At 63.8% G+C, this 23,424-nt stretch carries 22 protein-coding genes; 15 read left to right on the forward strand and 7 right to left on the reverse strand.

The genetic code is table 11. The features are described 5' to 3' along the window. Positions 1-50 precede the first annotated feature (50 nt). The 3 genes from GOW72_RS01420 to smpB all read left to right on the forward strand — a co-directional run bounded on the left by GOW72_RS01420 (position 51) and on the right by smpB (position 1,725). A complete protein-coding gene (locus GOW72_RS01420) occupies positions 51-464 on the forward strand; it encodes a c-type cytochrome (protein WP_170364610.1) in 414 nt (137 codons plus the stop codon). A 188-nt stretch (positions 465-652) separates the two neighbouring features. After that, on the forward strand, positions 653-1,195 hold the full coding sequence (gene idi, locus GOW72_RS01425) for an isopentenyl-diphosphate Delta-isomerase (RefSeq protein ID WP_093964071.1): 543 nt from the start codon (positions 653-655) through the stop codon (positions 1,193-1,195). 47 nt (positions 1,196-1,242) lie between these two features. Further along, on the forward strand, positions 1,243-1,725 hold the full coding sequence (gene smpB / locus GOW72_RS01430) for an SsrA-binding protein SmpB (RefSeq protein WP_170364612.1): 483 nt from the start codon (positions 1,243-1,245) through the stop codon (positions 1,723-1,725). 28 nt (positions 1,726-1,753) lie between these two features. Here the strand turns inward: smpB and glpK are convergent, their stop codons facing one another. From glpK to panB, 3 genes are all read right to left on the reverse strand, one after another. Then, positions 1,754-3,232: a glycerol kinase GlpK gene (gene glpK / locus GOW72_RS01435; protein WP_170364614.1), complete on the reverse strand. Its 1,479-nt coding sequence runs from the start codon at positions 3,230-3,232 to the stop codon at positions 1,754-1,756. Between the two features lie 72 nt (positions 3,233-3,304). Then, entirely contained in the window at positions 3,305-4,156 is an 852-nt protein-coding gene (panC, locus tag GOW72_RS01440; protein ID WP_170364616.1) for a pantoate--beta-alanine ligase, read from the reverse strand. Next, on the reverse strand, positions 4,153-4,992 hold the full coding sequence (gene panB, locus GOW72_RS01445; RefSeq protein ID WP_170364619.1) for a 3-methyl-2-oxobutanoate hydroxymethyltransferase: 840 nt from the start codon (positions 4,990-4,992) through the stop codon (positions 4,153-4,155). The genes panC and panB overlap by 4 nt, the downstream gene beginning before the upstream one ends. Before the next feature lie 171 nt (positions 4,993-5,163). On the opposite strand from panB, the gene GOW72_RS01450 reads away from it, so the two are divergent. From GOW72_RS01450 to GOW72_RS01475, 6 genes are read left to right on the forward strand one after another with little or no spacing between them, the layout of a single operon-like run. Next, positions 5,164-6,651: an ABC transporter substrate-binding protein gene (locus GOW72_RS01450; protein ID WP_170364621.1), complete on the forward strand. Its 1,488-nt coding sequence runs from the start codon at positions 5,164-5,166 to the stop codon at positions 6,649-6,651. A gap of 53 nt (positions 6,652-6,704) precedes the next feature. Further along, the gene (locus GOW72_RS01455; RefSeq protein WP_170364622.1) at positions 6,705-7,766 is read left to right on the forward strand and encodes a ligand-gated ion channel; all 1,062 of its coding nucleotides are present in this window, start codon (positions 6,705-6,707) and stop codon (positions 7,764-7,766) included. A gap of 49 nt (positions 7,767-7,815) precedes the next feature. Next, positions 7,816-8,763 carry an ABC transporter permease gene (locus tag GOW72_RS01460; protein ID WP_170364081.1) on the forward strand — a complete coding sequence of 316 codons (948 nt, stop codon included), beginning with the start codon at positions 7,816-7,818 and terminating at the stop codon, positions 8,761-8,763. Beyond that, complete coding sequence (locus tag GOW72_RS01465) at positions 8,760-9,575, forward strand: ABC transporter permease (RefSeq protein WP_170364082.1); 816 nt, start codon at positions 8,760-8,762, stop codon at positions 9,573-9,575. Before GOW72_RS01460 ends, GOW72_RS01465 begins: the two co-directional genes overlap by 4 nt. Beyond that, positions 9,572-11,170 (forward strand): ABC transporter ATP-binding protein, encoded by a 1,599-nt coding sequence (locus GOW72_RS01470; RefSeq protein ID WP_170364625.1) that lies wholly within the window; start codon positions 9,572-9,574, stop codon positions 11,168-11,170. Before GOW72_RS01465 ends, GOW72_RS01470 begins: the two co-directional genes overlap by 4 nt. Positions 11,171-11,204: 34 nt before the next feature. After that, positions 11,205-12,650 carry an aldehyde dehydrogenase family protein gene (locus tag GOW72_RS01475; RefSeq protein ID WP_170364627.1) on the forward strand — a complete coding sequence of 482 codons (1,446 nt, stop codon included), beginning with the start codon at positions 11,205-11,207 and terminating at the stop codon, positions 12,648-12,650. A 6-nt stretch (positions 12,651-12,656) separates the two neighbouring features. Here GOW72_RS01475 and pncB read toward each other — a convergent pair whose 3' ends face one another. Beyond that, entirely contained in the window at positions 12,657-13,949 is a 1,293-nt protein-coding gene (pncB, locus tag GOW72_RS01480; protein WP_170364629.1) for a nicotinate phosphoribosyltransferase, read from the reverse strand. A 166-nt stretch (positions 13,950-14,115) separates the two neighbouring features. Between pncB and GOW72_RS01485 the strand changes: the two genes are divergently transcribed. Continuing rightward, on the forward strand, positions 14,116-14,649 hold the full coding sequence (locus tag GOW72_RS01485) for a hypothetical protein (protein ID WP_170364630.1): 534 nt from the start codon (positions 14,116-14,118) through the stop codon (positions 14,647-14,649). A 4-nt stretch (positions 14,650-14,653) separates the two neighbouring features. Here the strand turns inward: GOW72_RS01485 and pncA are convergent, their stop codons facing one another. Then, the gene (pncA, locus tag GOW72_RS01490; RefSeq protein ID WP_170364632.1) at positions 14,654-15,247 is read right to left on the reverse strand and encodes a bifunctional nicotinamidase/pyrazinamidase; all 594 of its coding nucleotides are present in this window, start codon (positions 15,245-15,247) and stop codon (positions 14,654-14,656) included. Between the two features lie 96 nt (positions 15,248-15,343). On the opposite strand from pncA, the gene trhO reads away from it, so the two are divergent. Continuing rightward, the gene (gene trhO, locus GOW72_RS01495; RefSeq protein ID WP_170364634.1) at positions 15,344-16,249 is read left to right on the forward strand and encodes an oxygen-dependent tRNA uridine(34) hydroxylase TrhO; all 906 of its coding nucleotides are present in this window, start codon (positions 15,344-15,346) and stop codon (positions 16,247-16,249) included. Between the two features lie 79 nt (positions 16,250-16,328). Further along, complete coding sequence (locus GOW72_RS01500; protein WP_170364636.1) at positions 16,329-16,847, forward strand: potassium channel family protein; 519 nt, start codon at positions 16,329-16,331, stop codon at positions 16,845-16,847. 19 nt (positions 16,848-16,866) lie between these two features. Here the strand turns inward: GOW72_RS01500 and GOW72_RS01505 are convergent, their stop codons facing one another. Continuing rightward, positions 16,867-17,196, reverse strand: a complete 330-nt coding sequence (locus GOW72_RS01505) for a hypothetical protein (RefSeq protein ID WP_170364639.1) — start codon at positions 17,194-17,196, stop codon at positions 16,867-16,869. A gap of 186 nt (positions 17,197-17,382) precedes the next feature. Here GOW72_RS01505 and betB point away from each other — a divergent pair, with 186 nt between their 5' ends. From betB to GOW72_RS01520, 3 genes are all read left to right on the forward strand, one after another. After that, on the forward strand, positions 17,383-18,837 hold the full coding sequence (gene betB, locus GOW72_RS01510) for a betaine-aldehyde dehydrogenase (RefSeq protein WP_170364641.1): 1,455 nt from the start codon (positions 17,383-17,385) through the stop codon (positions 18,835-18,837). A gap of 142 nt (positions 18,838-18,979) precedes the next feature. Continuing rightward, positions 18,980-21,424 carry a GcvT family protein gene (locus GOW72_RS01515; protein ID WP_170364643.1) on the forward strand — a complete coding sequence of 815 codons (2,445 nt, stop codon included), beginning with the start codon at positions 18,980-18,982 and terminating at the stop codon, positions 21,422-21,424. Then, positions 21,421-22,779 (forward strand): MmgE/PrpD family protein, encoded by a 1,359-nt coding sequence (locus GOW72_RS01520; protein ID WP_170364645.1) that lies wholly within the window; start codon positions 21,421-21,423, stop codon positions 22,777-22,779. Before GOW72_RS01515 ends, GOW72_RS01520 begins: the two co-directional genes overlap by 4 nt. Here the strand turns inward: GOW72_RS01520 and thpR are convergent. Further along, the gene (thpR, locus tag GOW72_RS01525) at positions 22,752-23,315 is read right to left on the reverse strand and encodes an RNA 2',3'-cyclic phosphodiesterase (RefSeq protein WP_170364647.1); all 564 of its coding nucleotides are present in this window, start codon (positions 23,313-23,315) and stop codon (positions 22,752-22,754) included. The genes GOW72_RS01520 and thpR overlap by 28 nt on opposite strands. Between the last annotated feature and the right edge of the window lie 109 nt (positions 23,316-23,424).

The raw sequence follows: 23,424 nt of genomic DNA on the forward strand, positions 1-23,424 counted from the left end.
TGCGTTTGATACTGGTTAAAGGGCAGCCAATTCATATCGGAGCAACGCCAATGAAACGTATCATCGCGACTGCCATCGTCGGCCTGCTGGCTGTGCCGGCCCTGGCCGAGGGCGACGCCGAAGCCGGTGCCAAGACCTTCAACAAGTGCAAGTCCTGCCACATGATCGCAACGCCCGACGGCGAAGCCATCGTCAAGGGCGGCAAAACCGGGCCGAACCTCTACGGCATTGCAGGCCGTACCGCCGGCACCGAGGAAGGCTTCAAGTATGGTGACAGCCTGGTTGCGGCCGGCGAAAAAGGTCTGGTCTGGGACGAAGAAAGCTTTGTCGCCTATGTTGAGGACCCCAAGGCGTTCCTGAAAGACTACCTAGGTGAAACCTCGGCCAAGTCGAAGATGACCTTCAAGCTGAAGAAGGGTGGCGAGGACGTCTTTGCCTATCTGCAGAGCGTTTCGGCCGAATAAGCCGCACATGCCAAAAAATCGGAACAAGTACAAAAGGCCGCAGCCCTGCGGCCTTTCGTGCGCTTGATTGAAACGTCGATCATCGCCAGTTTTGTCGCAGACCAAAAAACACTGCGCCCAACCCGCCAGCGCATCGCGCCCAGTCGCCGATGCTGCCAGATCGACGCAGTCACATCAGGAGAGGACAGATGGGAATCATGATCCCGGCTTGGGTTCATGGCGAGCTGACACCCGTGGACAAGCTGGAAGCCCACGAAAAGGGGCTCAAGCACAAGGCGGTCTCGGTCTTCGTCGTGCGGGGCACCGAGATTCTGATGCAGCGCCGCGCGCTGGGCAAATATCACACGCCCGGCCTGTGGGCGAATACCTGCTGCACCCATCCCGACTGGGACGAAAACTCCTCGGACTGCGCCGTGCGCCGTCTGCGCGAGGAGTTGGGTATCACCGGGCTGTATCCCGAATACCGGCACCGGCTGGAATATCACGCGGATGTCGGCAACGGGATGGTCGAGAACGAGGTCGTGGACGTGTTCCTGGCGCATGTACGCGGGCCGCTGAAGATCGAGCCCAACCCCGACGAAGTGATGGAGATCCGGTGGATCGACTACCACGATCTGCTGGCCGAAGTGCGTCGTCATCCCGAACGGTTCACCCCTTGGCTGAAGATCTACCTGCACAACCACGCCGACACGATCTTTGGCCCCGACCTGATCATCTCGGCCAAATCCTGACGCGCCCATCTTGCAAGGGCTGACGAAGCCGCATACATCACGGCGTCATGGCCAAGCAGAAGCAGAAGACAGACCCAAACTACAAGGTGATCGCCGAAAACCGGCGGGCCCGCTTCGATTACGCGATCGAAGAGGATATCGAGTGCGGCATCGTGCTGGAAGGGTCCGAGGTCAAGTCTCTGCGCGCAGGCGGGGCGAACATCGCGGAAAGCTATGCCGCGGTCGAGGATGGCGAACTGTGGCTGATCAACAGCTACATCGCGCCCTACGAGCAGGCCAAGGCGTTCAAGCACGACGAGCGCCGCCGGCGCAAGCTGCTGGTGTCCCGCAAAGAGCTGTCGAACCTGTGGAACGCCACGCAGCGCAAGGGCATGACCCTGGTGCCGCTGGTGCTGTATTTCAACCACAAGGGTCGGGCCAAGCTGAAGATCGGCATCGCCAAGGGCAAGAAGATCCACGACAAGCGCGAAACCCAGGCCAAGCGCGACTGGTCGCGCCAGAAACAGCGCCTGCTGAAGGATCACAGCTGACCCGGGCTGCGCCGCGGGTCAGACTGAATCAGAACGCCATGGTGGCCTGCACCGCCCGTTTCCAGCGCGTATAGGCCGCTTCGCGGTCAGCCTCGGGCAGGATCGGTTCGAACCGTTGGTCCAGCGCCCAGGTGTCGGCAAATCCGGCCTGATCGGGATAGACCCCGGCCTTCATCCCCGCCAGCCAGGCTGCGCCCAGCGCCGTGGTTTCCTGCATCACCGGCCGGTCGACCGGCGCGCCCAGAATGTCCGACAGGCCCTGCATCGCCCAGTCGGACGCGCTCATCCCGCCATCGACCCGCAGAATCACGTCCGCGTCGGCGCCCCAATCGCCCTGCATCGCGTGCCACAGGTCGCGGGTCTGGAAGGCGATGCTTTCCAGCGTGGCCCGTGCGATCTCGGCCCGGCCCGAGTTGCGGGTCAGGCCGAACATGGCGCCGCGGCAGTCGGGCTTCCAATAGGGCGCGCCCAGCCCGGTGAAGGCGGGCACCAGCACCACATGCTGGTTGGGGTCGGACTGCGCGGCCAGTTCGCCGCTTTGCGGGGCCGAGTCGATGATCTGCAGCGCGTCGCGCAGCCACTGCACCGCCGCGCCCGCGATGAAGATCGAGCCTTCCAGCGCATAGGTCCGCTGACCGTCCAGCTGATAGGCGATGGTTGTCAGCAGGCGGTTTTTCGACTCCACGGGCTGCGTGCCGGTGTTCAGCAGCGCGAAACAGCCCGTGCCATAGGTGGATTTCATCATCCCAGGCTGGAAACAGGCCTGCCCGATCGTGGCGGCCTGCTGGTCGCCGGCCACGCCCAAAATCGGGATCGTCCTGCCGAACAGGCCGGTCTGGCCGAAATCGGCCGCGCAGTCGCGCACCTCGGGCAGCATCGACAGCGGCACGTCCAGAAGATCGCAGATCTCGGCGCTCCAGTTGCCCTTGTGGATGTCGAACAGCAGGGTGCGCGCGGCGTTGGTGGCGTCGGTGGCGTGGACCTGGCCCTCGGTCAGGCGCCAGATCAGGAAACTGTCGATGGTGCCGAACAGCAGCTCGCCCGCCTCGGCCCGATCGCGCGCGCCGGGTACGGTGTCGAGTATCCACTTGACCTTGGTGCCCGAGAAATACGGGTCGAGCAGCAGGCCGGTCTGAGCGGTCACGTCATCCTCGCAGCCCGCGTCGCGGAACCGCTGGCAGATCTCGGCGGTGCGGCGGTCCTGCCAGACGATGGCGTTGTGGATGGCCTTACCGGTCGTCTTGTCCCAGACCACGGTGGTTTCGCGCTGGTTGGTGATGCCGATCCCGGCGATCTGGTCGGCCGAGGCGCCCACCTTGTCCATCACCTGCCGGCTGACGTTCAGGACACTGTCCCAGATTTCCTCGGGGTCGTGCTCGACCCAGCCTTCCTGCGGAAAACACTGGGTGAATTCCTGCTGTGCAGTGCCCACGCGTTGCATCTGCGCGTCGAACAGGATCGCGCGCGAGGACGTGGTGCCCTGATCGATTGCCAGAATATAGGTCATGCCCGTGCTCCCCCCGGTCTTCATTTTCAGGGGACATTAGGCGATTGGTCGGGGCCGTTCCAGACCCCAGTTTCAGGCTGTTGGCACGTCGATATTGTCGATCAGGCGCACGCCCTCCAGCCAGGCGGTGGCGAACAGGCGCGCGGGGCGGGTGGCGGCGGTCAGCGGCGCAAGCGTTTCGGCGCAGCGCAGGTCGATATATTCCACCTCGGAAAAGCCCGCCGCCAGCAGCGTGTCGCGAGCCGGCCCCTTCAGATCCGCGAATGCGGCCCCCTGCGCCAGTTGCCCGGCCATGTCCTGCATCACCGCATGCATCCGCGCCCCGGTCACCAGCCCCTGGTCCGACAAGCGCAGATTGCGCGAGGACATCGCCAGCCCCGAGGGCTCGCGCACGGTGGGGCAGCCGATCACCTCGATCGGGATGTCCAGATCGCGGGCCATGCGGCGCACGACCATCAACTGCTGATAGTCTTTTTCGCCGAAATAGGCCCTGTCTGCCTGCGTCTGCAGGAACAGTTTTGCCACGACGGTTGCCACGCCGTCGAAATGTCCAGCGCGGAATTCGCCCTCCATCACGTCGGTCAGCCCGGCGACGGACACGGTGGTGGCGAACCCGTCTGGATAGATCTGGTCCGGGTCGGGGACATAGATCGCATCAACCCCCAGCGGTGCCAGCTTGGCCGCGTCGTCCTGCTCGGTGCGGGGGTACTTGGCCAGATCCTCGGGGTTGTTGAACTGTTTGGGGTTGACGAAGATCGTCACGATCACGCGGTCGCAATCGGCCCGCGCCGCCTGTGCCAGCGACAGGTGCCCCTGATGCAGCGCGCCCATGGTGGGCACCACGCCGATGGTCTGGCCCGCCCGGCGCCAGGCCCGGGTCTTGGCGCGTAGCTCCGAAAGGGTGCGCAGGATGGGCGCGGTCATGCCTTGCCCCCCTTGGCGGGCGCCTGATCGGCAAACACATGCTCGGCCGCGGGGAAGGTGCGGGCGCGCACCTCGGCGGCGTATTCGGCGATGGCGGCCTCGGCCAGCGGGCCCAGATCGGCATAGCGTTTGACGAATTTCGGTTTGAAGGCGGTGAAAAAGCCCAGCATGTCATCGACCACCAGGATCTGACCGTCACAGCCCGCCGAGGCGCCGATGCCGATGGTGGGGATGGGCACCTCGGCGGTGATCCGGTCGGCCAGACCCTGCGGAACCTTCTCGAGCACGACCGAAAACGCCCCGGCCTCGGCCACGGCGCGGGCGTCGGCCAGCACCGCATCGGCCTGTTCGTCGCGGCCCTGCACCTTATAGCCGCCCAGCGTGTTGATCGATTGCGGCGTCAGACCCACATGCGCCATCACCGGGATGCCGCGCTTGACCAGAAAGCGGATCGTCTCGGCCATCTCGACCCCGCCCTCCAGCTTGACCGCGCCGGCGCCGGTCTCGGCCATCAGCCGGGCCGCGTTGCGGAAGGCCTGCGCAGGGCTTTCTTCATAGCTGGCAAAGGGCATGTCGATGACCATCATCGCCGTCTCCAGCCCGCGCGCCACGGCCTGCCCGTGCAAGATCATCATCTCCATCGTCACGCCCAGGGTCGAGCTCAGCCCATGCAGCACCATGCCGACACTGTCGCCCACCAGGACGAAGTCGCAATGGGGGTCCATCAGCCGGGCCATCGGCGTGGTATAGGCGGTCAGGCTGACCAGCGGATCGTCCCCTTTGCGGGCGCGGATATCCTCGGCATTCGGGGCTGTCTTGCGGGCGGTGGCGCTCATGCTCGCTCCTCGCGGGGTTCATGTTGCAGCGCGGCATAGCAGATCGGCAGGGGCCAGAGAAACCCCGGTTGCGCGAACATTTCCTTGAATGACCCAAGGTTTGCAGGGACATTGATTCCGTCTGGGCCGCGTCATCCGCCGCCCATCCGCACATTCTGGGAGGGAATTTACATGACCAAGCCGTTCTTTCGCACCTTTGCCGGCGCCATGGCGCTGGGCGTGGGGCTTCTCGCCTCGCAGGCCATGGCCCGGTCGGACATCACAATCGCCATGCAGCTGGAGCCGCCGCATCTGGACCCGACCAGCGCCGCCGCACAAGCCATCGATTCGGTCGTCTACACCAACGTGTTCGAAGGGCTGACCCGGTTCATGGGCGATGGCTCGGTCGTGCCGGGGCTGGCCGAAAGCTGGGAGATTTCCGAGGACGGAAAGGTCTATACCTTCACGCTGCACGATGGCGTCACCTTTCACGATGGCACCACGATGGATGCCGAGGACGTGAAGTTCAGCCTCGACCGCGCCACCGCCGAGGACAGCGCCAATGCGCAGAAGGCCCTGTTCGCCGGGATCGAAAGCGTTGAGGTCGTGGACCCGCTGACCGTCAGAATCACTCTGGCGGAACCCAACGGCAATTTTCTGTTCAACCTGGCCTGGGGCGACGCGGTGATCGTGGCGCCCGAAAGCATCGAGGGCATCAAGACCAACCCGGTGGGCACCGGTGCCTACAAGTTCGCCGAATGGGTCCAGGGCGACCGCATCACCTTGGAGCGCAACCCGGACTACTGGGGCGATCAACCCGCGCTGGAGAAAGCCACGTTCAAGTTCATCTCGGACCCCACCGCCGCCTTCGCCGCGATGATGGCCGAGGACGTGGACGTGTTCGACTATTTCCCCGCCCCCGAGAACCTGCCGCAGTTCGAGGCCGACCCGCGATTCCAGGTGCTCGTCGGTTCGACCGAGGGCGAGACCATTCTGGCGACCAACAACAAGAAGCCGCCCTTTGACGACGTGCAGGTGCGGCAGGCGCTGGCCCATGCGATCGACCGTCAAGCGATTATCGACGGCGCGATGTTCGGCTATGGCACGCCGATCGGCACGCATTTCGCACCGCACAACCCGGCCTATGTCGATCTGACCGGCAATTCGGCGCATGACCCGGACAAGGCCCGCGCCCTGCTGGCCGAGGCCGGGTTCGCAGACGGGTTCGAAACTACGCTGCACCTGCCGCCGCCCTCCTACGCCCGCCGCGGGGGCGAGATCGTGGCCGCGCAGCTGGCCGAGGTCGGGATCAAGGCCGAGATCATCAACGTGGAATGGGCGCAGTGGCTGGAAACCGTGTTCAAGGGCAAGGATTTCGCCCTGACCATCGTCAGCCATACCGAGCCGATGGACATCGGCATCTATGCCCGGCCGGATTACTACTTCCAATATGACAACCCGGACTTCCAGGCCCTGATGGCGACGCTGAACGCCACCACCGACCCCGATGAACGCACCCGCCTTATGGGTGAGGCGCAGCGCATGATCGCCGAGGATTACGTCAACGCCTATCTGTTCCAACTTGCCAAACTGGGCGTGGCCAAGGCCGGGGTTAAGGGCCTGTGGGAAAACGCGCCCACGGCGGCCATCGACCTGACCGCGATCAGCTGGGCGGAATGAGCCTTGCGGGTCCGCACTGCGGACCTGTTTCCCCAGATTAGGGTCTGTTTCAGATGACACGTTGCCTTGTTTCGGTGTTTTTCTTCATGGTCGCCCTGGCCCTGTCGGGGCCCTCGGGCGCGCAGGGGTTGTTTCAGGATGGCCACAGCGCGCTGTTGGGCACCCCGGAAAACCCGGTCGAGGTCGGCGTCGGCATCAAGATCGACCAGATCACCTCGGTCGATCAGAAGGCCGAGAATTATGGCGCCGTGGTCGTGCTGCGCTTTGAATGGAGCGATCCGGCCCTGGCATTCGATCCGGATGAGCTGGGCCGCGATTTCCGCGTATTCGATCCGCCGGCCTTCGTACGCCATGCGGCCGCACGGGATGCGGTGGTTCCCGCCTTTGTCATCCACAACCAGCAGTCCAACCGCTGGGTGCACGAATCCGCGGCCGCCCTGCGCTATGATGGGCATGTGACGTTTGTCGAGAAATCCTCGCTGACGCTGCAGGCGCCGCATTTCAACTTCCTCAGGTTCCCCTTCGACACGCAGGAGTTCCACTTCGAGGTCGTCTCGGTCTTTCCGTCCGACTTCGTGCACTACTACGCGCTGGACCAGTTCTCGGGGCTGGGCGACACGCTGGGCGAAGAGGAGTGGATTTTGGGCAATGCCCGTATGCTGGCCTCGACCACGACCGGCCTGTCGGGCAACGAAAGCGATCAGGTGTCACTGGTCTTTCAGGGCAAGCGCCACCTGACCTACTATGTCATCCGGGTGTTCCTGCCGATGCTGGTGCTGGTTCTGGTCGGCTGGGCGCTGTTCTTTCTGGACGAATACCGCAAGCGGATCGACATCGCCGGGGCCAACCTGCTGGTCTTTGTCGCCTTCAACTGGGCAATCTCGGCCGATCTGCCCAAGCTGGGCTATCTGACCTTTCTGGATTTCATCCTGCAATGCATGTTCCTGATGACCGGGGCGCTGGTGGTGTTCAACGTGATGCTGCGGCGGCTCAAGGTCTCGGGGCGCGAGGACACGGCGCGCAAGCTGGACAACTACGCGATCAAGTGGATTTATCCGCTGGGCTATGCCGCGATCGTGGGCTACGCGGTCTGGGCGTTTCTGATGCAGTCCTGACGCGCTGTGCCGCTGGACCGGCGGCCAATCCCGGCCTAACGTGGCGGCAATGCTCCGATATGCGCTCAAACGTCTGATTTCGCTGGCACTCAGCCTTGCCGTCGCTTCGGTGGTCATCTTCGCGGTGATCGAGGTGGCACCGGGGGATCCGGCCTCGTTCATGCTGGGGGTGAACGCCCAGCCCGAAACGCTGGCCGCCCTGCGCGCCGAACTGGGCTTGGACGTGTCACGGCCGCAGCGCTACCTGAACTGGGTCAGCGGTATGCTGGCCGGAGATTTCGGCACGTCGTACACCTATCGCACGCCGGTGGCGCAGATGGTGGCCGACCGGCTGTGGGTGTCGCTGCCGCTGGCGCTCTATGCGCTGACACTGTCGACGCTGATCGCCTTTCCGGTCGGTATCTACGCCGCCGCGCGTCGGGGGAAACCGGGCGATCTGGCGGTAATGGGGGCCACGCAGCTGGGCATCGCGGTGCCGAATTTCTGGTTTGCGATGATGCTGGTGCTGATCTTCGCCATCAACCTGCGCTGGTTCAACGCGGGCGGGTTCGCGGGGTGGGACAACGGCCTGTGGGCCGGGCTGCACTCGCTGACCTTGCCGGCGATTGCGCTGGCTCTGCCACAGGCGGCGATTCTGTCGCGGGTCATGCGCTCGGCACTGCTGGACATTCTGGGTGAGGATTTTATGCGCACCGCCCGCGCCAAGGGCCTGTCGCGCCGTCAGGCGCTGTGGCGGCACGGGGTGCGCAACGCGCTGATCCCGGTGTTGACCATCATCGGGCTGCAGTTTTCCTTCCTGCTGGCCGGATCGATCATCATAGAGCAGGTCTTCTATCTGCCCGGGTTGGGGCGGCTGGTGTTCCAGGCGATCTCGGCGCGGGACCTGATCGTGGTGGAGTCGGTGGTGATGCTGCTGGTCTTTGCGGTCATCACGGTGAATTTCCTGGTCGATCTGGCCTATGCCGCGGTCGACCCCCGGTTGCGGAGCCGCACATGAGCCGGTCTCTGATTCTGGGGGCGGGGCTGTCCTCGGTGGTGGTGCTGATGGCGCTGCTGTCCTTCGTCTGGACACCCTATGACCACGCCGCGCTGAACATCCCCGACAAATTGCAGCCGCCCAATGCGCAGCACTGGTTCGGTACCGATCATTTCGGGCGCGACATGTTCTCGATGATCATGGTGGGTGCGCGCACCTCGATCGCCGTTGCGTTGGTGGCTGTGGGCATCGGCATGGGGTTCGGCGTGCCGCTGGGGCTGACGGCCGCGGCGCGCAAGGGGTCGTGGCTGGACGAGCTGATCATGCGCGGCAACGATCTGGTCTTTGCCTTCCCCTCGCTGGTCATCGCCATCCTGATCACCGCCGTCTTCGGCCCTGGTGCGGTGAACGCGATCATCGCCATCGGCATCTTCAACATCCCCGTCTTCGCCCGCATCACCCGCGGCGCGGCCCTGTCCCTGTGGGAGCGCGAGTTCATCCTGGCCGCCCGTGTGGCGGGCAAGGGCGCGGCGCGGATTTCGGCCGAGCACATCCTGCCCAACGTCGCCAATTTGCTGATCGTGCAGGGCACCATCCAGTTCAGCCTTGGTATTCTGGCCGAAGCGGGGCTGTCCTATGTCGGCCTCGGTGCGCAGCCACCCACGCCCAGCTGGGGCCGGATGCTGGCGGATGCGCAGACGATGGTCAGTTTTGCCCCGCATTTGGCTCTGATTCCGGGGCTGGCGATCATCGTGACGGTGCTGGGGCTGAACCTGCTGGGCGACGGGCTGCGCGATTGGCTTGACCCTCGCATCCGGGTGGCCCGCGCATGAGCCTGCTGGAAATCCATAACCTGTCGCTGTCGATCCACGGGGTCCCTGTTCTGGACCAGGTCAGCCTGTCCATCGACCCCGGGCAGATCGTGGCCGTCACCGGTGAGAGCGGCTCGGGCAAGTCGATGTCGGCACTGGCGGTGATGCAGTTGCTGCCCGCAGGGGCCGTGGCCAGCGGCTCGGTCCGCCTTGACGGGCACGAGGTTCTGAATAGCCCCGAGGACGAGATGTGCCGCCTGCGCGGCGCGGTCGTCGGGATGGTGTTCCAGGAGCCGATGACAGCGCTCAATCCGGTGAAGACCATCGGTGATCAGGTGATGGAGACCATCCTGATCCACAAGGCCATGCCCCCTGACGCCGCCCGCACGCGCGCCCAAGAGGTTCTGACCCGCGTCGGCCTGCCGCCCGACCGCTTTCCCCTGTCGCGCTATCCGCACGAACTTTCGGGCGGGCAACGGCAGCGTGTGGTGATCGCCATGGCCATCGCGCTGCGTCCCCGGCTGCTGATCGCGGACGAGCCGACAACTGCGCTGGACGTGACCACGCAGGCGCAGATCCTCGATCTGCTGCGAGGGCTGGTCACGGAATACGGCATGGGCCTGCTGATGATCACCCACGATCTGGCGGTGGTGGCCGACATGGCCGACCGGGTCGTGGTGATGCAGAAGGGGCGGGTGGTCGAAACCGGGGCCACCGACCACCTGCTGCGCCACATGCAGCACCCCTATACGCGGATGCTGTTTCAGGCCTCGGGCCACCGGGTCGCATTGCCTGCGCCGCCTGCGCCCGCGCCGCTGCTCGAGGTCCGCGACGTGGTGCGCGACTATCGCCTGCCGCGCACGCGCTTGTTTGAAAAGCCCGGCCATCACCGGGCCGTGGACCACGTCAGTTTCACGCTGAACCGGGGCGAACGCCTTGGACTTGTGGGCGAGTCCGGCTGCGGAAAATCGACCCTAACACGTGCTATTTTGGGGCTTGAGGAGGTGCAGGGCGGGCAGATCCTGCTGGGCGGCCAGCCGGTATTCACCGGGCACAAACCCAATCTGGCCGTGCGCCGCAAGATGCAGGTGGTGTTCCAGGACCCGTTCGGCAGCTTCAACCCCCGCCACCGGGTCGCCCGCCTGATCACCGAGCCTTTTCACCTGCTGGAAGCGCCGCCCACAGGCGCCGAACGGCAGCATCGGATCGCCGAGATGCTGACCGCCGTGGGGCTCTCGCCCGACGATGCTGGAAAATACATCCACGAATTCTCGGGCGGGCAGCGCCAGCGCATCGCCATCGCCCGCGCCCTGATCATCCGTCCCGAGTTGATCCTGTTCGACGAAGCCGTCTCGGCACTCGACGTATCCGTGCGGGCGCAGATCCTCGACCTGCTGGCCGAGCTGTGTGCGGCCTATGACCTGACCTACCTGTTCATCAGCCATGACCTGAGCGTGGTGCGCACCATCACCGACCGGGTGATGGTGATGCAGTCGGGAAAGATCGTCGAGCAGGGCGAGACCGAGCGCGTGTTTGCGGACCCGCAGCACCCCTATACGCAAACCCTGATCCAAGCCGTGCCGAAATTGCCCGAGATCGGGCAGGGCGCAGCATGAAATCCCATTGTTAGAGCCTGTTTTGGAGGCAGATATGCTAAATCCCATCTGGTTTGACCCCACCCTGTGCCTGATCGGCGGCGATTGGGTCGCAACCGACGACACGCTTGATCTGACCAACCCGTCCGACGGCACGCCGCTGTGCCGGATCGCGCGCGGTGGGGCGCCGCAGATCGATGCCGCCGTGCAGGCCGCGCAGGCGGCGCTGGACGGTGACTGGGGCAGGACGACCGCGCTGGAGCGGGGCCGCATCCTGACCCGGCTGGGGCAGTTGGTGCGGGACAGGACCGAAGAGCTTGCGCTGCTCGAAGCGTTGGACGTTGGCAAACCGCTGACCCAGGCGCGCGCCGACGCACTGGCGCTGGCGCGGTATTGCGAATTCTACGGCGGTGCGGCGGACAAGGTGATGGGTCAGACCATCCCCTATCTGGACGGCTACACCGTCTATACCCTGCGCGAGCCGCATGGCGTGACCGGCCATATCGTGCCGTGGAACTACCCGATGCAGATCATCGGCCGCTCGGTCGGGGCGGCGCTGGCCATGGGCAATGCCTGCGTTCTGAAACCGGCCGAAGAGGCCTGTCTGACAGCACTGGCCTTTGCCCATCTGGCCACCGAGGCCGGCCTGCCGCCGGGGGCGCTGAACGTGGTGTCCGGCATCGGGTCCGAGGCGGGCGCGGCCCTGTCGGCGCATCCGGGTGTGCACCACATCTCGTTCACCGGGTCCGTGGCGACGGGCGCGCTGGTGCAGCAGGCGGCCGGAAGCAATGTGGTGCCGGTGACCCTGGAACTGGGCGGGAAATCTCCGCAATTGGTGTTCGATGATGCCGATCTGGAGGCCGCGTTGCCGTTTCTGGTGAATGCGGGCATCCAGAACGCGGGTCAGACCTGCTCGGCCGGGTCGCGTGTTTTGGTGCAGCGCGGGGTCTATGCCGAGGTCAAGGCGCGCATGGCCGCCGCCTATGCCGACCTGACCGTCGGCCCCGCGACCGAGGATCTGCGCGTCGGGCCGCTGATCTCGGACCGGCAGAAGCAGATCGTGACCGGCTTTCTGGCGCAGGGGGCCGATCTTGAGATCGCCGCACAGGGCCGGATCGTGGATCACGCGCCGCCGGGCGGGGCCTATGTGCGCCCGACGCTGTTTGGTGACGTGCCGCCCGATCATCCGCTGGCGCAGCAGGAAATCTTTGGCCCGGTCCAGGTTCTGATCCCCTTCGACACCGAGGAACAGGCCATTCAAATCGCCAACGGCACCGATTTCGGGCTGGTGGCCGGGGTCTGGACGCGGGACGGCGCGCGGCAGATGCGGCTGGCCAAACGGCTGCGCGCGGGGCAGGTGTTCATCAACAATTACGGCGCGGGCGGCGGGGTCGAGCTGCCGTTCGGCGGGGTCGGAAAGTCGGGCCATGGCCGCGAAAAGGGGTTCGAGGCGCTGTACGGTTTTTCCCAGTTGAAAACCGTGGCCGCCCATCACGGCTGAGCCGGGCTAGACGATCACTTCGATCGCTTCTTGGTCCCCTACGCCGAAAACGCGCTTGTAACGCTCGATTTCGTCTTTCGGCCCCATCGCCTTTTCGGGGTTGTCCGACAGTTTCACCGTCGGCCGCCCATTGGCCGAGACCGCCTTGCACACCAGCGAGAACGGCGCCAGCGCATCCCCCGGCACCAGACCGCGGAAATCGTTGGTCAGCAACGTGCCCCACCCGAACGAGATCTTCACCCGGCCCGCGAATTGGCCATGCAATTCGCGGATCTTGTCCACGTCGAGCCCGTCCGAGAAAATGATCCGCTTCTGGCTGGGATCCTCGCCGCGCGATTTCCACCAGTCGATGGCGATCTCGGCGCCCTTGGCCGGATCGCCGCTGTCGATGCGGATGCCAGTCCAGCCGGCCAGCCAGTCGGGCGCGCGGTCCAGAAACCCCTTGGTGCCATAGGTGTCGGGCAGGATGATCCGCAGGTTGCCGTCATGTTCGTCATGCCAGTCGCTCAGCACGTCATAGGGCGCGCGGGCCAGTTCCTCGTCGGTTTCGGCCAGCGCTGAATAGACCATCGGCAGTTCATGCGCATTGGTGCCGATCGCCTCGACCTCGCGCCGCATGGCGATCAGACAGTTCGAGGTGCCGGTAAACGCCGGGCCCAGCCCTTCGATCATCGCCTGCACGCACCAGTCCTGCCACAGGAAGGAATGCCGCCGCCGGGTGCCGAAATCTGCGATCCCCAAACCGGGAATGCCGCGCAGCGTTTCGATCTTTTCCCAGACACGGGTCATGGCGCGGGCATAGAGAACCTGAAGCTCGAACCGGCGCATGTCGTTCAGAACCGCGCGCGAGCGCAGTTCCATCAGCACCGCCAGGGCCGGGATCTCCCACAGCATGACCTCGTGCCATTTGCCTTCGAATGTCAGCTCGTACTGATCGCCACGGCGTTCGAGGTGATAGGGAGGCAGGCGCAGATTCTCGAACCATTCCATGAAATCGGGGCGGAACATCTGGCGTTTGCCGTAGAAGGTGTTGCCCCGCAGCCAGGTGCTTTCACCCCGGCTGAGGCTGAGCGAACGGATGTGATCCAGCTGTTCGCGCAGCTCGCCCTCGTCGATCAGCTTGGCCAGCGGGACGTGATTCGAGCGGTTGATCAAGGAAAACTCGACCGTTGTTTGAGGTCGGTTTCGAAACACTGACTGGCACATCAGCAGTTTGTAGAAGTCTGTGTCGATCAAAGACCGGACAATCGGGTCGATCTTCCATTTGTGATTGTAGACACGGGTCGCGATGTCGACCATGGGGAACTCCTGCCATTTCCGTTGTTAGATCAATCAGGGCGGTGAATGGCAAGAGTCGCGGATTTGGTAACAATGCCAAGGACAGGCCATAATGCGGGCATAATGTCTGTTCTTTTCGCGGTCTAGTTAAACGGTGGGATGGTACGAGAAGGTAGTAGTTGGTTGAATGGGTCTGGCTTACGACTTTGATATTGTAACGATTGCAAAAGATGGGGGCGATTGCGGTTCGTCGGCTAAGACCGAGCCGAAAACCGTAACGGTCTGTGCGCGTTTTCGCGACGTGAAGACGGCCGATGCTCTGAGGGGGGCGTCACCGAAGCTGCGTCAGGTGTTCGTGGATGCCGGATTTATTCTGGACAGCCACGGCAGCGGTGAATCGCGTGGTTTCTATCCGCCCGAAGACGCCGCGGCCCGCGAAAAGATCCTGCGCCAGCTGTTTGCAAATATTCGGGCCACGGGATTGCGCGGCCAGTATTGCGGTGAATTCGATCTGCGCGACTTTCTGCGCCATGTTCGCAGCGCGCAGCCTGGGATCGGCATCAAACGCCGCGATCCGGTGCGCCGCCCGCAGCCGGCCACACCTGCGCCCGCAAAACCTGACCGAAGAACCGTGCCCGGGCGCATTGGCTTCGCCCTTGGCCTTGCGGTGATCGTGTTCGTCCTGCTGAAATACCTGGCTGCGGCCGGAGCGACGCCCTGAACCGCTAGGCCAACGTAACACCCGTGTCGCGCATGGCCTGTTCCGCCGCTGCGAGCGATCCATCCAGATCGATTGCGCGGCAAGCGCCGGTTCTGACGGTCACGTCAAAGCCCAGCCGGGCCGCATCCACCGCCGAATAATGCACGCAGAAATCGGTCGCCAAGCCTACCAGCGTCAGCCGGTCGATCCCGCGCGTGCGCAGATAGCCTTCCAGCCCGGTGGGCGTGGTGTGGTCGTTTTCGAAGAAGCCGGAATAGCTGTCGATCGCGCTGCGGAAGCCCTTGCGCAGGATCAGGTCGGCATCGGTACGCAGGTCGGGGTGGAATTCGGCGCCGGGTGTGCCCTGCACGCAATGGTCGGGCCACAGGACCTGCGGGCCATAGGGCATCTCGACCAGATCATAAGGCGCCTTGCCCGGATGGGAGGACGCGAACGAGGAATGACCCGCCGGGTGCCAGTCCTGCGTCAGGATCACCGCATCGAAATCGGGCATCATGGCATTGATCGGGGCGACGATCTCATCCCCGTTGGGAACTGCCAGCGCGCCGCCGGGGCAAAAGTCGTTCTGGACATCGATCACGATCAGGGCATGGGTCATGGCGGCCTCCTTTGCGTGTCCTATCGGTAGGCGGGCGGGCATGGGTCGTCAATGCGGTCTCTTGCGTTGCGTGGGGCCGCGCATTAGATCGCGGCCATGTACACGATCGCCGCACTGTATCACTTCACCCGTTTTGCCGACCCGGACGCCCTGCGCGCGCCGCTGCTGGAGCTGTGCCGCGCGCAGTCGGTCAAGGGTACGCTGCTGCTGGCGCATGAGGGCATCAACGGCACCATCGCCGGCCCACGCGCCGGGATCGACGCGGTTCTGGCGCATATCCGGGCGCTGCCGGGCTGCGCCGATCTGGAATGGAAAGAGGCCACCGCCAGCCAGCCGCCTTTTGGAAAGATGAAGGTGCGCCTGAAGAAAGAGATCGTGACCATGGGCCAGCCGGATGTCGATCCGCGCGCCCGCACCGGCCACTATGTCGAGCCGCAGGACTGGAACGATCTGATCCGTTCGGATGATGTGGTGGTGATTGATACGCGCAATGATTATGAGGTGTCGATCGGCACGTTCGACGGCGCAATCGACCCTAAAACGGCCAGTTTCCGCGATTTTCCTACCTGGTGGGAGCATAACAAGGACCGGTTCCACAACAAGCGCGTCGCCATGTTCTGCACAGGCGGCATCCGCTGCGAGAAATCCACCAACTATCTGCTGGGGCAGGGGGTCGAGGATGTCTATCACCTGAAGGGCGGCATCCTGCGCTATCTCGAGGAGGTCCCGCCCGAGGACAGCACCTGGAAGGGCGAGTGCTTCGTGTTCGACAATCGCGTTTCCGTAGGGCACGGGTTGGCCGAGGGACCGCACCAGCTGTGTCATGGCTGCCGCCGCCCGATCCTGCCCCAGGACATGGAGCGCCCCGAATACGAGCACGGCGTGTCCTGCCACCAATGCATCCACGAGACGTCCGAGGCCGACAAGGCCCGGTTCCGCGAACGGCAGAAACAGATCATGCTGGCAAGGGCGCGGGGCGAAGAGCATATCGGCGGCCAATAGCTTCGAATCCCGCAAAAAAGCTTGCGATGATGCGCCCGGCGTTAAAAAATGGCCGGTACCCGTTCTTGGGAGGGGGACGATGGCGCATGATCCAACCACATTGCAGGATTGGAAGCCCACGCTGATCGCAGCGATGGGCCTTGTCATGCTAAGCGCTCTGGCTTGGTACATCCTTTCACACCTGACCGAATCCGCCGCCGGCGACACGATCGGAGCTGCAGCCACCATCGGGTTGGCGATTTGGCTGTTCTCGCAAACCTGGTACTACATTGCGCTTGTGCGCTCGCCCAAGCGGCAGTTGCTGCTGATGGGGATTTCCTTCATCCAGGTCGTGCCGTTCCTGTTCGCTGCAGTCTACGGGTCATACGGGTACTACGATCTGTGCGTTGAAGGCGCCCGCGGTCCGGCGGATGTCCTGTATTTCTCGTATGTTACCTTCACGACGGTTGGTTTTGGTGACTTGCGGCCAGTTGGCGTGTGCCGCGCCCTTGCCGTGGCTGAGGCGATTACCGGCTATATTCTACTGGGCCTGTTCGTGGCAGCGGCCGTAGGGCTGTATGGTCGGTCGCATCGCCATCGCCATGACAAAGACGCCTGAGCCCGCCGGCCCCATTTCTTCACTTGTTCTGATCAATCCATCGCGACATCGCGCGTTTGTCGCGGAAGCACTCGCTGGGGATCGGGCGGCGTTTGGTGCGCGAGATCCGCTCGGCAAAGGCCACCTGTTTGCCCGTCGGGTAGTCGGCAAAAGGGGAGGGATCGTGCGGCTTGTGCGCCGAGATCCAATCGGACATGGATCGCCGGTCGCGCTGCGCCTCGACCGGAATCTCCAACGCGGACTGCTGGGCGATCGCGCGCGCATAGCGCATCTGACGGTCCGTGACGGGCAGAATGTGGTAGTCGTTGGTCGGCCCCATCGGGGTGGTTTTGCGCAATGACTGTTCCATCTGGTGATCCTCCGATCATGTAGAACAGAAATGGAACATTAACCATTATTTTCAAGAGGGCCCCTTTTTTTGTTGGCAAGAATTCGCCCAAAGCAGTGCTTTATTGACTGATCAATCAATAATCATTACCTGCGGATGAAACCGACCGGCACCGGTTCCCCGGGGCCCGAGTAAAAAGGATCCGCGATGAAAGTTCAGCCCAAGGCCAGCCACTTTATTGATGGCGAATATGTCGAAGACACCGCAGGCACCCCGATCGACGTGATCTATCCGGCCACGGGCGAGGTCATCGCCCGCCTGCATTCGGCCACGCCGCAGATCATCGAACAGGCTCTAACCAGCGCAAAACGGGCACAAAAGGCCTGGGCAGCGATGACCGGAACCGAACGCGGCCGCGTCCTGCGCCGCGCCGCCGACATCATGCGCGAGCGCAACCGCGAGCTGTCGATCCTCGAAACCCATGACACCGGCAAGCCGTTGCAGGAAACGTTGGTGGCCGATGCGACCTCGGGCGCGGATGCGTTGGAATATTTCGGCGGGCTGGCCGGGTCCCTGACCGGTGAGCACATCCCGCTGGGTGGCGGCGAATTCGTTTATACCATCCGCGAGGCGCTGGGCGTCTGCGTTGGCATCGGCGCGTGGAACTACCCCACCCAGATTGCCTGCTGGAAGGGCGCCCCGGCGCTGGCCTGCGGCAATGCGATGGTGTTCAAACCCTCGGAAACCACCCCCTTGTCGGCGTTGAAAGTGGCCGAGATCCTGATCGAATCCGGCGCGCCCAAGGGCATCTACAACGTGGTTCAGGGCTATGGCGATGTGGGCGCCGCGCTGGTCACCGACCCGCGCGTGGCCAAGGTGTCGCTGACCGGCTCGGTGCCCACGGGCCGCAAGGTCTATGCCGCCGCGGCCGAGGGCATGAAACACGTCACGATGGAACTGGGCGGCAAGTCGCCCCTGATCGTGTTCGACGATGCCGACATCGAAAACGCCGTCTCGGGCGCGATCCTGGGCAATTTCTACTCATCCGGTCAGGTCTGTTCCAACGGCACGCGCGTCTTCGTGCAGAAGGGTATCAAAGAGGCCTTCCTGAGCCGACTGACCGAACGCCTTGCCAATGTGAAGATCGGCGACCCGATGGATGAGGCCGTGAATTTCGGGCCGATGGTCAGCGAGGCCCAGATGAACATCGTTCTGGGCTATATCGAGAGGGGCAAGGCCGAGGGCGCGCGGCTGGTCCATGGTGGCGCGCGGCTGGATCTTCCGGGCTTCTACATTCAGCCCACTGTCTTTGCCGACGTGACCGACGACATGACCATCGCCCGCGAGGAGATCTTCGGCCCCGTCATGTCGGTGGTGGATTTCGAAACCGAAGACGAGGTGATGGCCCGTGCCAACGCCACCGAGTTCGGCCTGGCCGCCGGCGTGTTCACCAACGACCTGACCCGCGCCCATCGCGTGGTGGCCGGGTTCGAGGCAGGCACCTGCTACATCAACACCTACAACCTGGCCCCTGTCGAGGCCCCGTTCGGCGGGTCGAAAATGTCGGGCGTCGGGCGCGAGAATTCGAAGCTGGCGATCAACCACTATTCGGAAATGAAAACCGTCTATGTCTCGATGAACGACGTCGAGGCACCCTACTAGACGTTCCCAAATCGGGATTCCGGTCCAACTTGCCCTGTTCCCGACATTTGGGGTCGGGAACAGAGCATACGGTGTGCAGGTCCTGTGGCTGACTTCTGAGGCAGAGGGGTGACGCGTCCCCGCCAGTCAGGAGAAAAGCCCAATGAGAACCCATGCACAGGCCGTCGTGATCGGAGGGGGCCTTGTCGGTTGTTCGATCCTCTACCACCTTGCCAAGCTGGGCTGGACCGACGTGATCCTGCTGGAACGGGACGAACTGACCAGCGGTTCAACGTGGCACGCTGCGGCCAACATCCACGGGCTGCACGACAACAACAACGTTACGCGCATCCAGCACTACACGATGAACCTGTACAAGCAGCTGGAGCAGGAAACCGGGCAGGGCTGCGGCGTGTTCCAGCCGGGATCGCTGTATCTGGCCCAGACCGAAGCGCGCGAGCACCAGTTGCGCCTGCAAGAGGCCAAGGCGCGGTTCTACGGCTTGAACTTCCATGAGATCAGCCGCGAACAGGCGATGGAGCTGCACCCGCTGGCGCAGTTCGATGACATCCGCTGCATCATGTATGAACCCGACGGCGGCAACGTGGACCCTTCGGGCGTGACCCATGCCTATGCCGCCGGGGCGCGTGCGCTGGGGGCCGAGATTCAGCGGTTTTGCCCTGTAATAGGGACTGAACAGCAGCCTGACGGCTCGTGGATCGTGCGAACGGAAAAGGGCGACATCCACACGCAATGGGTGGTGAACGCCGCCGGGCTGTGGGGGCGCGAGGTGGCCGCAATGGCCGGGCTGGACCTGCCGCTGCAACCGACCGAGCACCAGTATTTCGTGACCGAGGCGATTGACGAGGTCGCCGCCCTTGGCCGCCGTCTGCCCTCGATCGCCGACCGCGACGGCGAGTATTATTTCCGGCAGGAAGGCAACGGGCTGCTGATCGGCGCCTACGAGAAGGACATGCGGTTCTGGGCCGAGGACGGCACGCCGCTGGACTTCGCCCATGACCTCTTCCCTGACGATCTGGACCGGATCATGGAGAACGTGATCCGCGCGACCGAGCGTGTGCCGGTGGCCGCGACCGCAGGCGTGAAACGGGTGATCAACGGCCCGATGATCTGGTCTCCGGATTCCAACGCCATCTGGGGGCCGGTGCCCGAGCTGCGCAACTATTTCTGCTGCACCGGCATCATCCCCGGATTCTCGCAATCGGGCGGGCTGGGGCTGTTGGCTGCGCAATGGATGATCGAGGGCGAGCCGCAATACGACATGTTCGCCTGGGATCTGGCGCGGTTCGGCGACTGGGCCGACAAGAACTTCACCAAGGCGCGGGTCGCCGACCAGTATTCCCACCGCTTCGCCATCCATTTCCCGAACGAAGAGCGCAGCGCCGGCCGTCCGGCCCGCGTGCGCCCTGCCTACGAGATGCAGAAACAGATGGGCGCGGTCTTCGGCCTCAACTGCGGCTGGGAACACCCGCTGTGGTTCGCCGACCGGCCCGGGACGGTCGAGACCACCGGCTTTACCCGCCAGAGCTGGTTCGAACCGGTGGGGCACGAGGCCCGGATGCTGCGTGAAAGCGTGGGCGTGATCGACATCTCGAACTTTGCCAACTACGTCATCAAGGGGCCGGGCGCCCATGACTGGCTCGACCGGCTGGTGGCCAACCGGGTGCCGACCGAGGTGGGGCGGTCTTGCCTGACCCCGCTTATTTCCGTGCGTGGCGGCGTGGCGGGCGATTTCACCATCACCAAAACGGCCCAAGACGAATACATGATGATCGGCTCGGGTATGGCCGAACGCTATCATCAGCGGTTCTTCAACATGGTGGGCCTGCCCGAGGGCACCACCTTCGAGGTCGCCACAAACCGCATCGCGGGCTTCAACATCGCCGGCCCGAAATCGCGCGAGGCCCTGCAACGGCTGACCAACGCCGATCTGTCGAACGATGCGTTCCGCTTCATGCGCTCGGCTACGATCGAGGTTGCCGGGGTCACCTGCCTTGCCATCCGCGTCAGCTTCACCGGCGATCTGGGGTGGGAGCTGCACTGCGCCGAAAGCGACCAGATCAGACTCTATACCGCGCTTCTGGATACTGCCCGCGCCTGCGGTGGCGGGCCGGTCGGCGGCCGTGCTCTGGGCGCGTTGCGGATCGAAAAGGGTTATGGTTCATGGGGGCGCGAGTATTCGCAGGAGTACTGGCCGCACGAGGTCGGTCTGGATGGGCTGATCAAGCCAGACAAGGATTTCCTACACAAGGCGGCTTGGCTGGCGATCAAAGACAATCCCGCGCGCGAGGTGCTGTCGATTTTCGAGGTCGATGTCCCCCACGATGCCGATGCCAGCGGGGGCGAGCCGATCTTCACCCCAGATGGTACGCCCGTCGGGCGCGTCACTTCGGGCGCTTATGGCTATACGGTCGGCAAGTCGCTGGCCATCGGATACGCCAACCCAGCCGTGGCCCAGCCGGGTGACGAGGTGCATATCTTCATCCTGGGCAAACCGCACAGGGCTCGGATCCTGCATGCGCCTGCGTTCGACCCCGAAGGCCTGCGCCTGCGAGACCAGAAACCGGCGATGGAGGGTGCCAAGTGACCGAAACCTTCGCCCGCGTTGCCGAGTTTGTTCTGAACCGCCCGGCGGACCAGATGCCCGACAGCGCGCGCGAAGCGGCGGCCCTGATGCTGCTGGATACTTTGGGCATCGTGATCGCCTCGACCCCGATGGAGGCCGGCGTGATCGCCCGCGACACTGCCGCATTGCTGTACGGATCGACCGATCCTGCATTCTCGGCGCGGATGCTGTGCGATGGGCGCCGGGTCAGTCTGGCAGGCGCGGCCTACGCGGCCGCCACGCAAACCGACAATCTCGACGGGCACGACGGCTACAACCCGACCAAGGGTCATATCGGCGTGGTGGTCGTGCCCGCGCTGTGCGCATTGGCCGAACACTGCCCTGATCTGTCCGGACCCGATGCATTGGCCGCCGTCATCACCGGCTACGAAATTGCGGGCCGCGCGGGTATCGCGCTGCACGCCACCGTCAGCGACTACCACACCTCGGGAGCGTGGAACGCACTGGGCGCGGTTGCCATGGCCGCCCGCTTGCGGGGCCATTCACCGGACCAGTTGGGCCAAGGCCTTGGTATTGCCGAATATCACGGCCCCCGCAGCCAGATGATGCGCGAGATTGCCAACCCGACCATGCTGCATGACGGGTCGGGCTGGGGCGCGCTGGTGGGCATGTCGGCGGCAATTCTGGCCGAGCGCGGCTTTACCGGCGCCCCCGCCATCACCATCGAGGAAGCCCGCGCGGCTCCCTTTTGGCAGGACCTCGGCACGTTTTGGCAGATGGAACATCAATATGTGAAACCCTATCCGATCTGCCGCTGGGCCCATGCCGCCATCGACGGGCTGCGCACGGTGATGAACTCGCACGGTCTGACCCATCACCAGATCGCCCGTGTCGAGATCCACAGTTTTCACGAAGCAGTTCAACTGTATTCGGGGATGCCCGAGACGACTTCGCAGGCGCAATACTCGCTGCCATTTGCCGTCTCGACTTTTGCGGTACACGGGCGGATCGGGGTCGAGCACATCAGCGGCGATGGATTGTCCGATCCGATGGTCGCCGATTTCCTGAGCCGCATCACCGTATCCGAGTCGGACCGCCATAATTCCCGCTTTCCCGCCGGGCGCTGGGCCGACGTTCAGGTAACGACGCATGACGGTCGCGTTTTCCGCTCGGGCGACATCCATGCCGGGGGCGGGCCTGAGTCTCCGATGTCGCGACAGGACGTCATCGACAAGTTTGTCGAGTTTTCTTCTCCGGAAATCGGAGAGTCTGCTGCCAAGAATCTGAGCAGGGCGGTTTTGAACCTTACCGATCCCGGCACCCGGTTTAGTGACATGGTGCAGCCTCTCTACCGGTCGGCGAAGTCGTCAGCCTGACCGGACCAACCTTGCAGCTGCAGAGGATAGGTCGACAGCGTTTCATATCGTGCCCCGTCCGGCCGAAGTGTCGAAGAGTTCAGGTTGAACTGGGTCACCACCATGGTGGCCTGGGGAACTAGGATATGCAAAATGGCCTTGTTTAGAGACGATTCAATACCCCGAACTATGGTGATATGCGGTCGAAAGCGGCGGCGTCGCAGCGTCAGCCCGGCCCGCCTAATGCACTGCAGGACGCTTTCATGCAGGCGCAGGAGTTCGGGATCGGGCTCTACCACCATGTGCAGCGAGTTTCCGAAACTGCCCAGCCCGGACAGTCTGATGGAAAAGGCCGGGCGCTTCAGCGCTTCGAGGTGATCATTCAATTCGATCAAGGCGTTTCGGGTCTGGTCGCCCAGGAAAGCCAGCGTCAGATGAAGGTTTTCAGCAGGCAAACTTCGACCGCAATGTGCTGCGCGAGCGACGTCGGCGCATATCTGGGCGATTTCGGAAGATACGGGAATGGCGACAAAACATCGAATGAGCGCTTCGGACATCCGTTGCCCCTGGCCTGGATAAGGTTGAATTTGCGGGGCAGTCTGGCGGTGCTTGCTCTTTCAGACAAGCGCATGCTCTCAATGCGAGGCGCACAAGTCGGCTGTTCGT

The sequence above is a fragment of the Ruegeria arenilitoris genome (assembly GCF_013032855.1).
GTDB classification, from domain to species: domain Bacteria; phylum Pseudomonadota; class Alphaproteobacteria; order Rhodobacterales; family Rhodobacteraceae; genus Ruegeria; species Ruegeria arenilitoris.

What these genes read in the sequence shown, in the direction of transcription:
- GOW72_RS01485 (WP_170364630.1), top strand. Translation starts at nt 14,116, where the DNA reads ATGGGTCTGGCTTACGACTTTGATATTGTAACGATTGCAAAAGATGGG.
- trhO (WP_170364634.1), top strand. Translation starts at nt 15,344, where the DNA reads ATGTACACGATCGCCGCACTGTATCACTTCACCCGTTTTGCCGACCCG.
- GOW72_RS01465 (WP_170364082.1), top strand. Translation starts at nt 8,760, where the DNA reads ATGAGCCGGTCTCTGATTCTGGGGGCGGGGCTGTCCTCGGTGGTGGTG.
- idi (WP_093964071.1), top strand. Translation starts at nt 653, where the DNA reads ATGGGAATCATGATCCCGGCTTGGGTTCATGGCGAGCTGACACCCGTG.
- GOW72_RS01460 (WP_170364081.1), top strand. Translation starts at nt 7,816, where the DNA reads ATGCTCCGATATGCGCTCAAACGTCTGATTTCGCTGGCACTCAGCCTT.
- panB (WP_170364619.1), bottom strand. Translation starts at nt 4,992, where the DNA reads ATGAGCGCCACCGCCCGCAAGACAGCCCCGAATGCCGAGGATATCCGC.
- GOW72_RS01455 (WP_170364622.1), top strand. Translation starts at nt 6,705, where the DNA reads ATGACACGTTGCCTTGTTTCGGTGTTTTTCTTCATGGTCGCCCTGGCC.
- GOW72_RS01420 (WP_170364610.1), top strand. Translation starts at nt 51, where the DNA reads ATGAAACGTATCATCGCGACTGCCATCGTCGGCCTGCTGGCTGTGCCG.
- panC (WP_170364616.1), bottom strand. Translation starts at nt 4,156, where the DNA reads ATGACCGCGCCCATCCTGCGCACCCTTTCGGAGCTACGCGCCAAGACC.
- GOW72_RS01450 (WP_170364621.1), top strand. Translation starts at nt 5,164, where the DNA reads ATGACCAAGCCGTTCTTTCGCACCTTTGCCGGCGCCATGGCGCTGGGC.
- GOW72_RS01500 (WP_170364636.1), top strand. Translation starts at nt 16,329, where the DNA reads ATGGCGCATGATCCAACCACATTGCAGGATTGGAAGCCCACGCTGATC.
- thpR (WP_170364647.1), bottom strand. Translation starts at nt 23,315, where the DNA reads ATGTCCGAAGCGCTCATTCGATGTTTTGTCGCCATTCCCGTATCTTCC.
- smpB (WP_170364612.1), top strand. Translation starts at nt 1,243, where the DNA reads ATGGCCAAGCAGAAGCAGAAGACAGACCCAAACTACAAGGTGATCGCC.
- GOW72_RS01470 (WP_170364625.1), top strand. Translation starts at nt 9,572, where the DNA reads ATGAGCCTGCTGGAAATCCATAACCTGTCGCTGTCGATCCACGGGGTC.
- pncB (WP_170364629.1), bottom strand. Translation starts at nt 13,949, where the DNA reads ATGGTCGACATCGCGACCCGTGTCTACAATCACAAATGGAAGATCGAC.
- betB (WP_170364641.1), top strand. Translation starts at nt 17,383, where the DNA reads ATGAAAGTTCAGCCCAAGGCCAGCCACTTTATTGATGGCGAATATGTC.
- GOW72_RS01505 (WP_170364639.1), bottom strand. Translation starts at nt 17,196, where the DNA reads ATGGAACAGTCATTGCGCAAAACCACCCCGATGGGGCCGACCAACGAC.
- GOW72_RS01515 (WP_170364643.1), top strand. Translation starts at nt 18,980, where the DNA reads ATGAGAACCCATGCACAGGCCGTCGTGATCGGAGGGGGCCTTGTCGGT.
- pncA (WP_170364632.1), bottom strand. Translation starts at nt 15,247, where the DNA reads ATGACCCATGCCCTGATCGTGATCGATGTCCAGAACGACTTTTGCCCC.
- GOW72_RS01475 (WP_170364627.1), top strand. Translation starts at nt 11,205, where the DNA reads ATGCTAAATCCCATCTGGTTTGACCCCACCCTGTGCCTGATCGGCGGC.
- glpK (WP_170364614.1), bottom strand. Translation starts at nt 3,232, where the DNA reads ATGACCTATATTCTGGCAATCGATCAGGGCACCACGTCCTCGCGCGCG.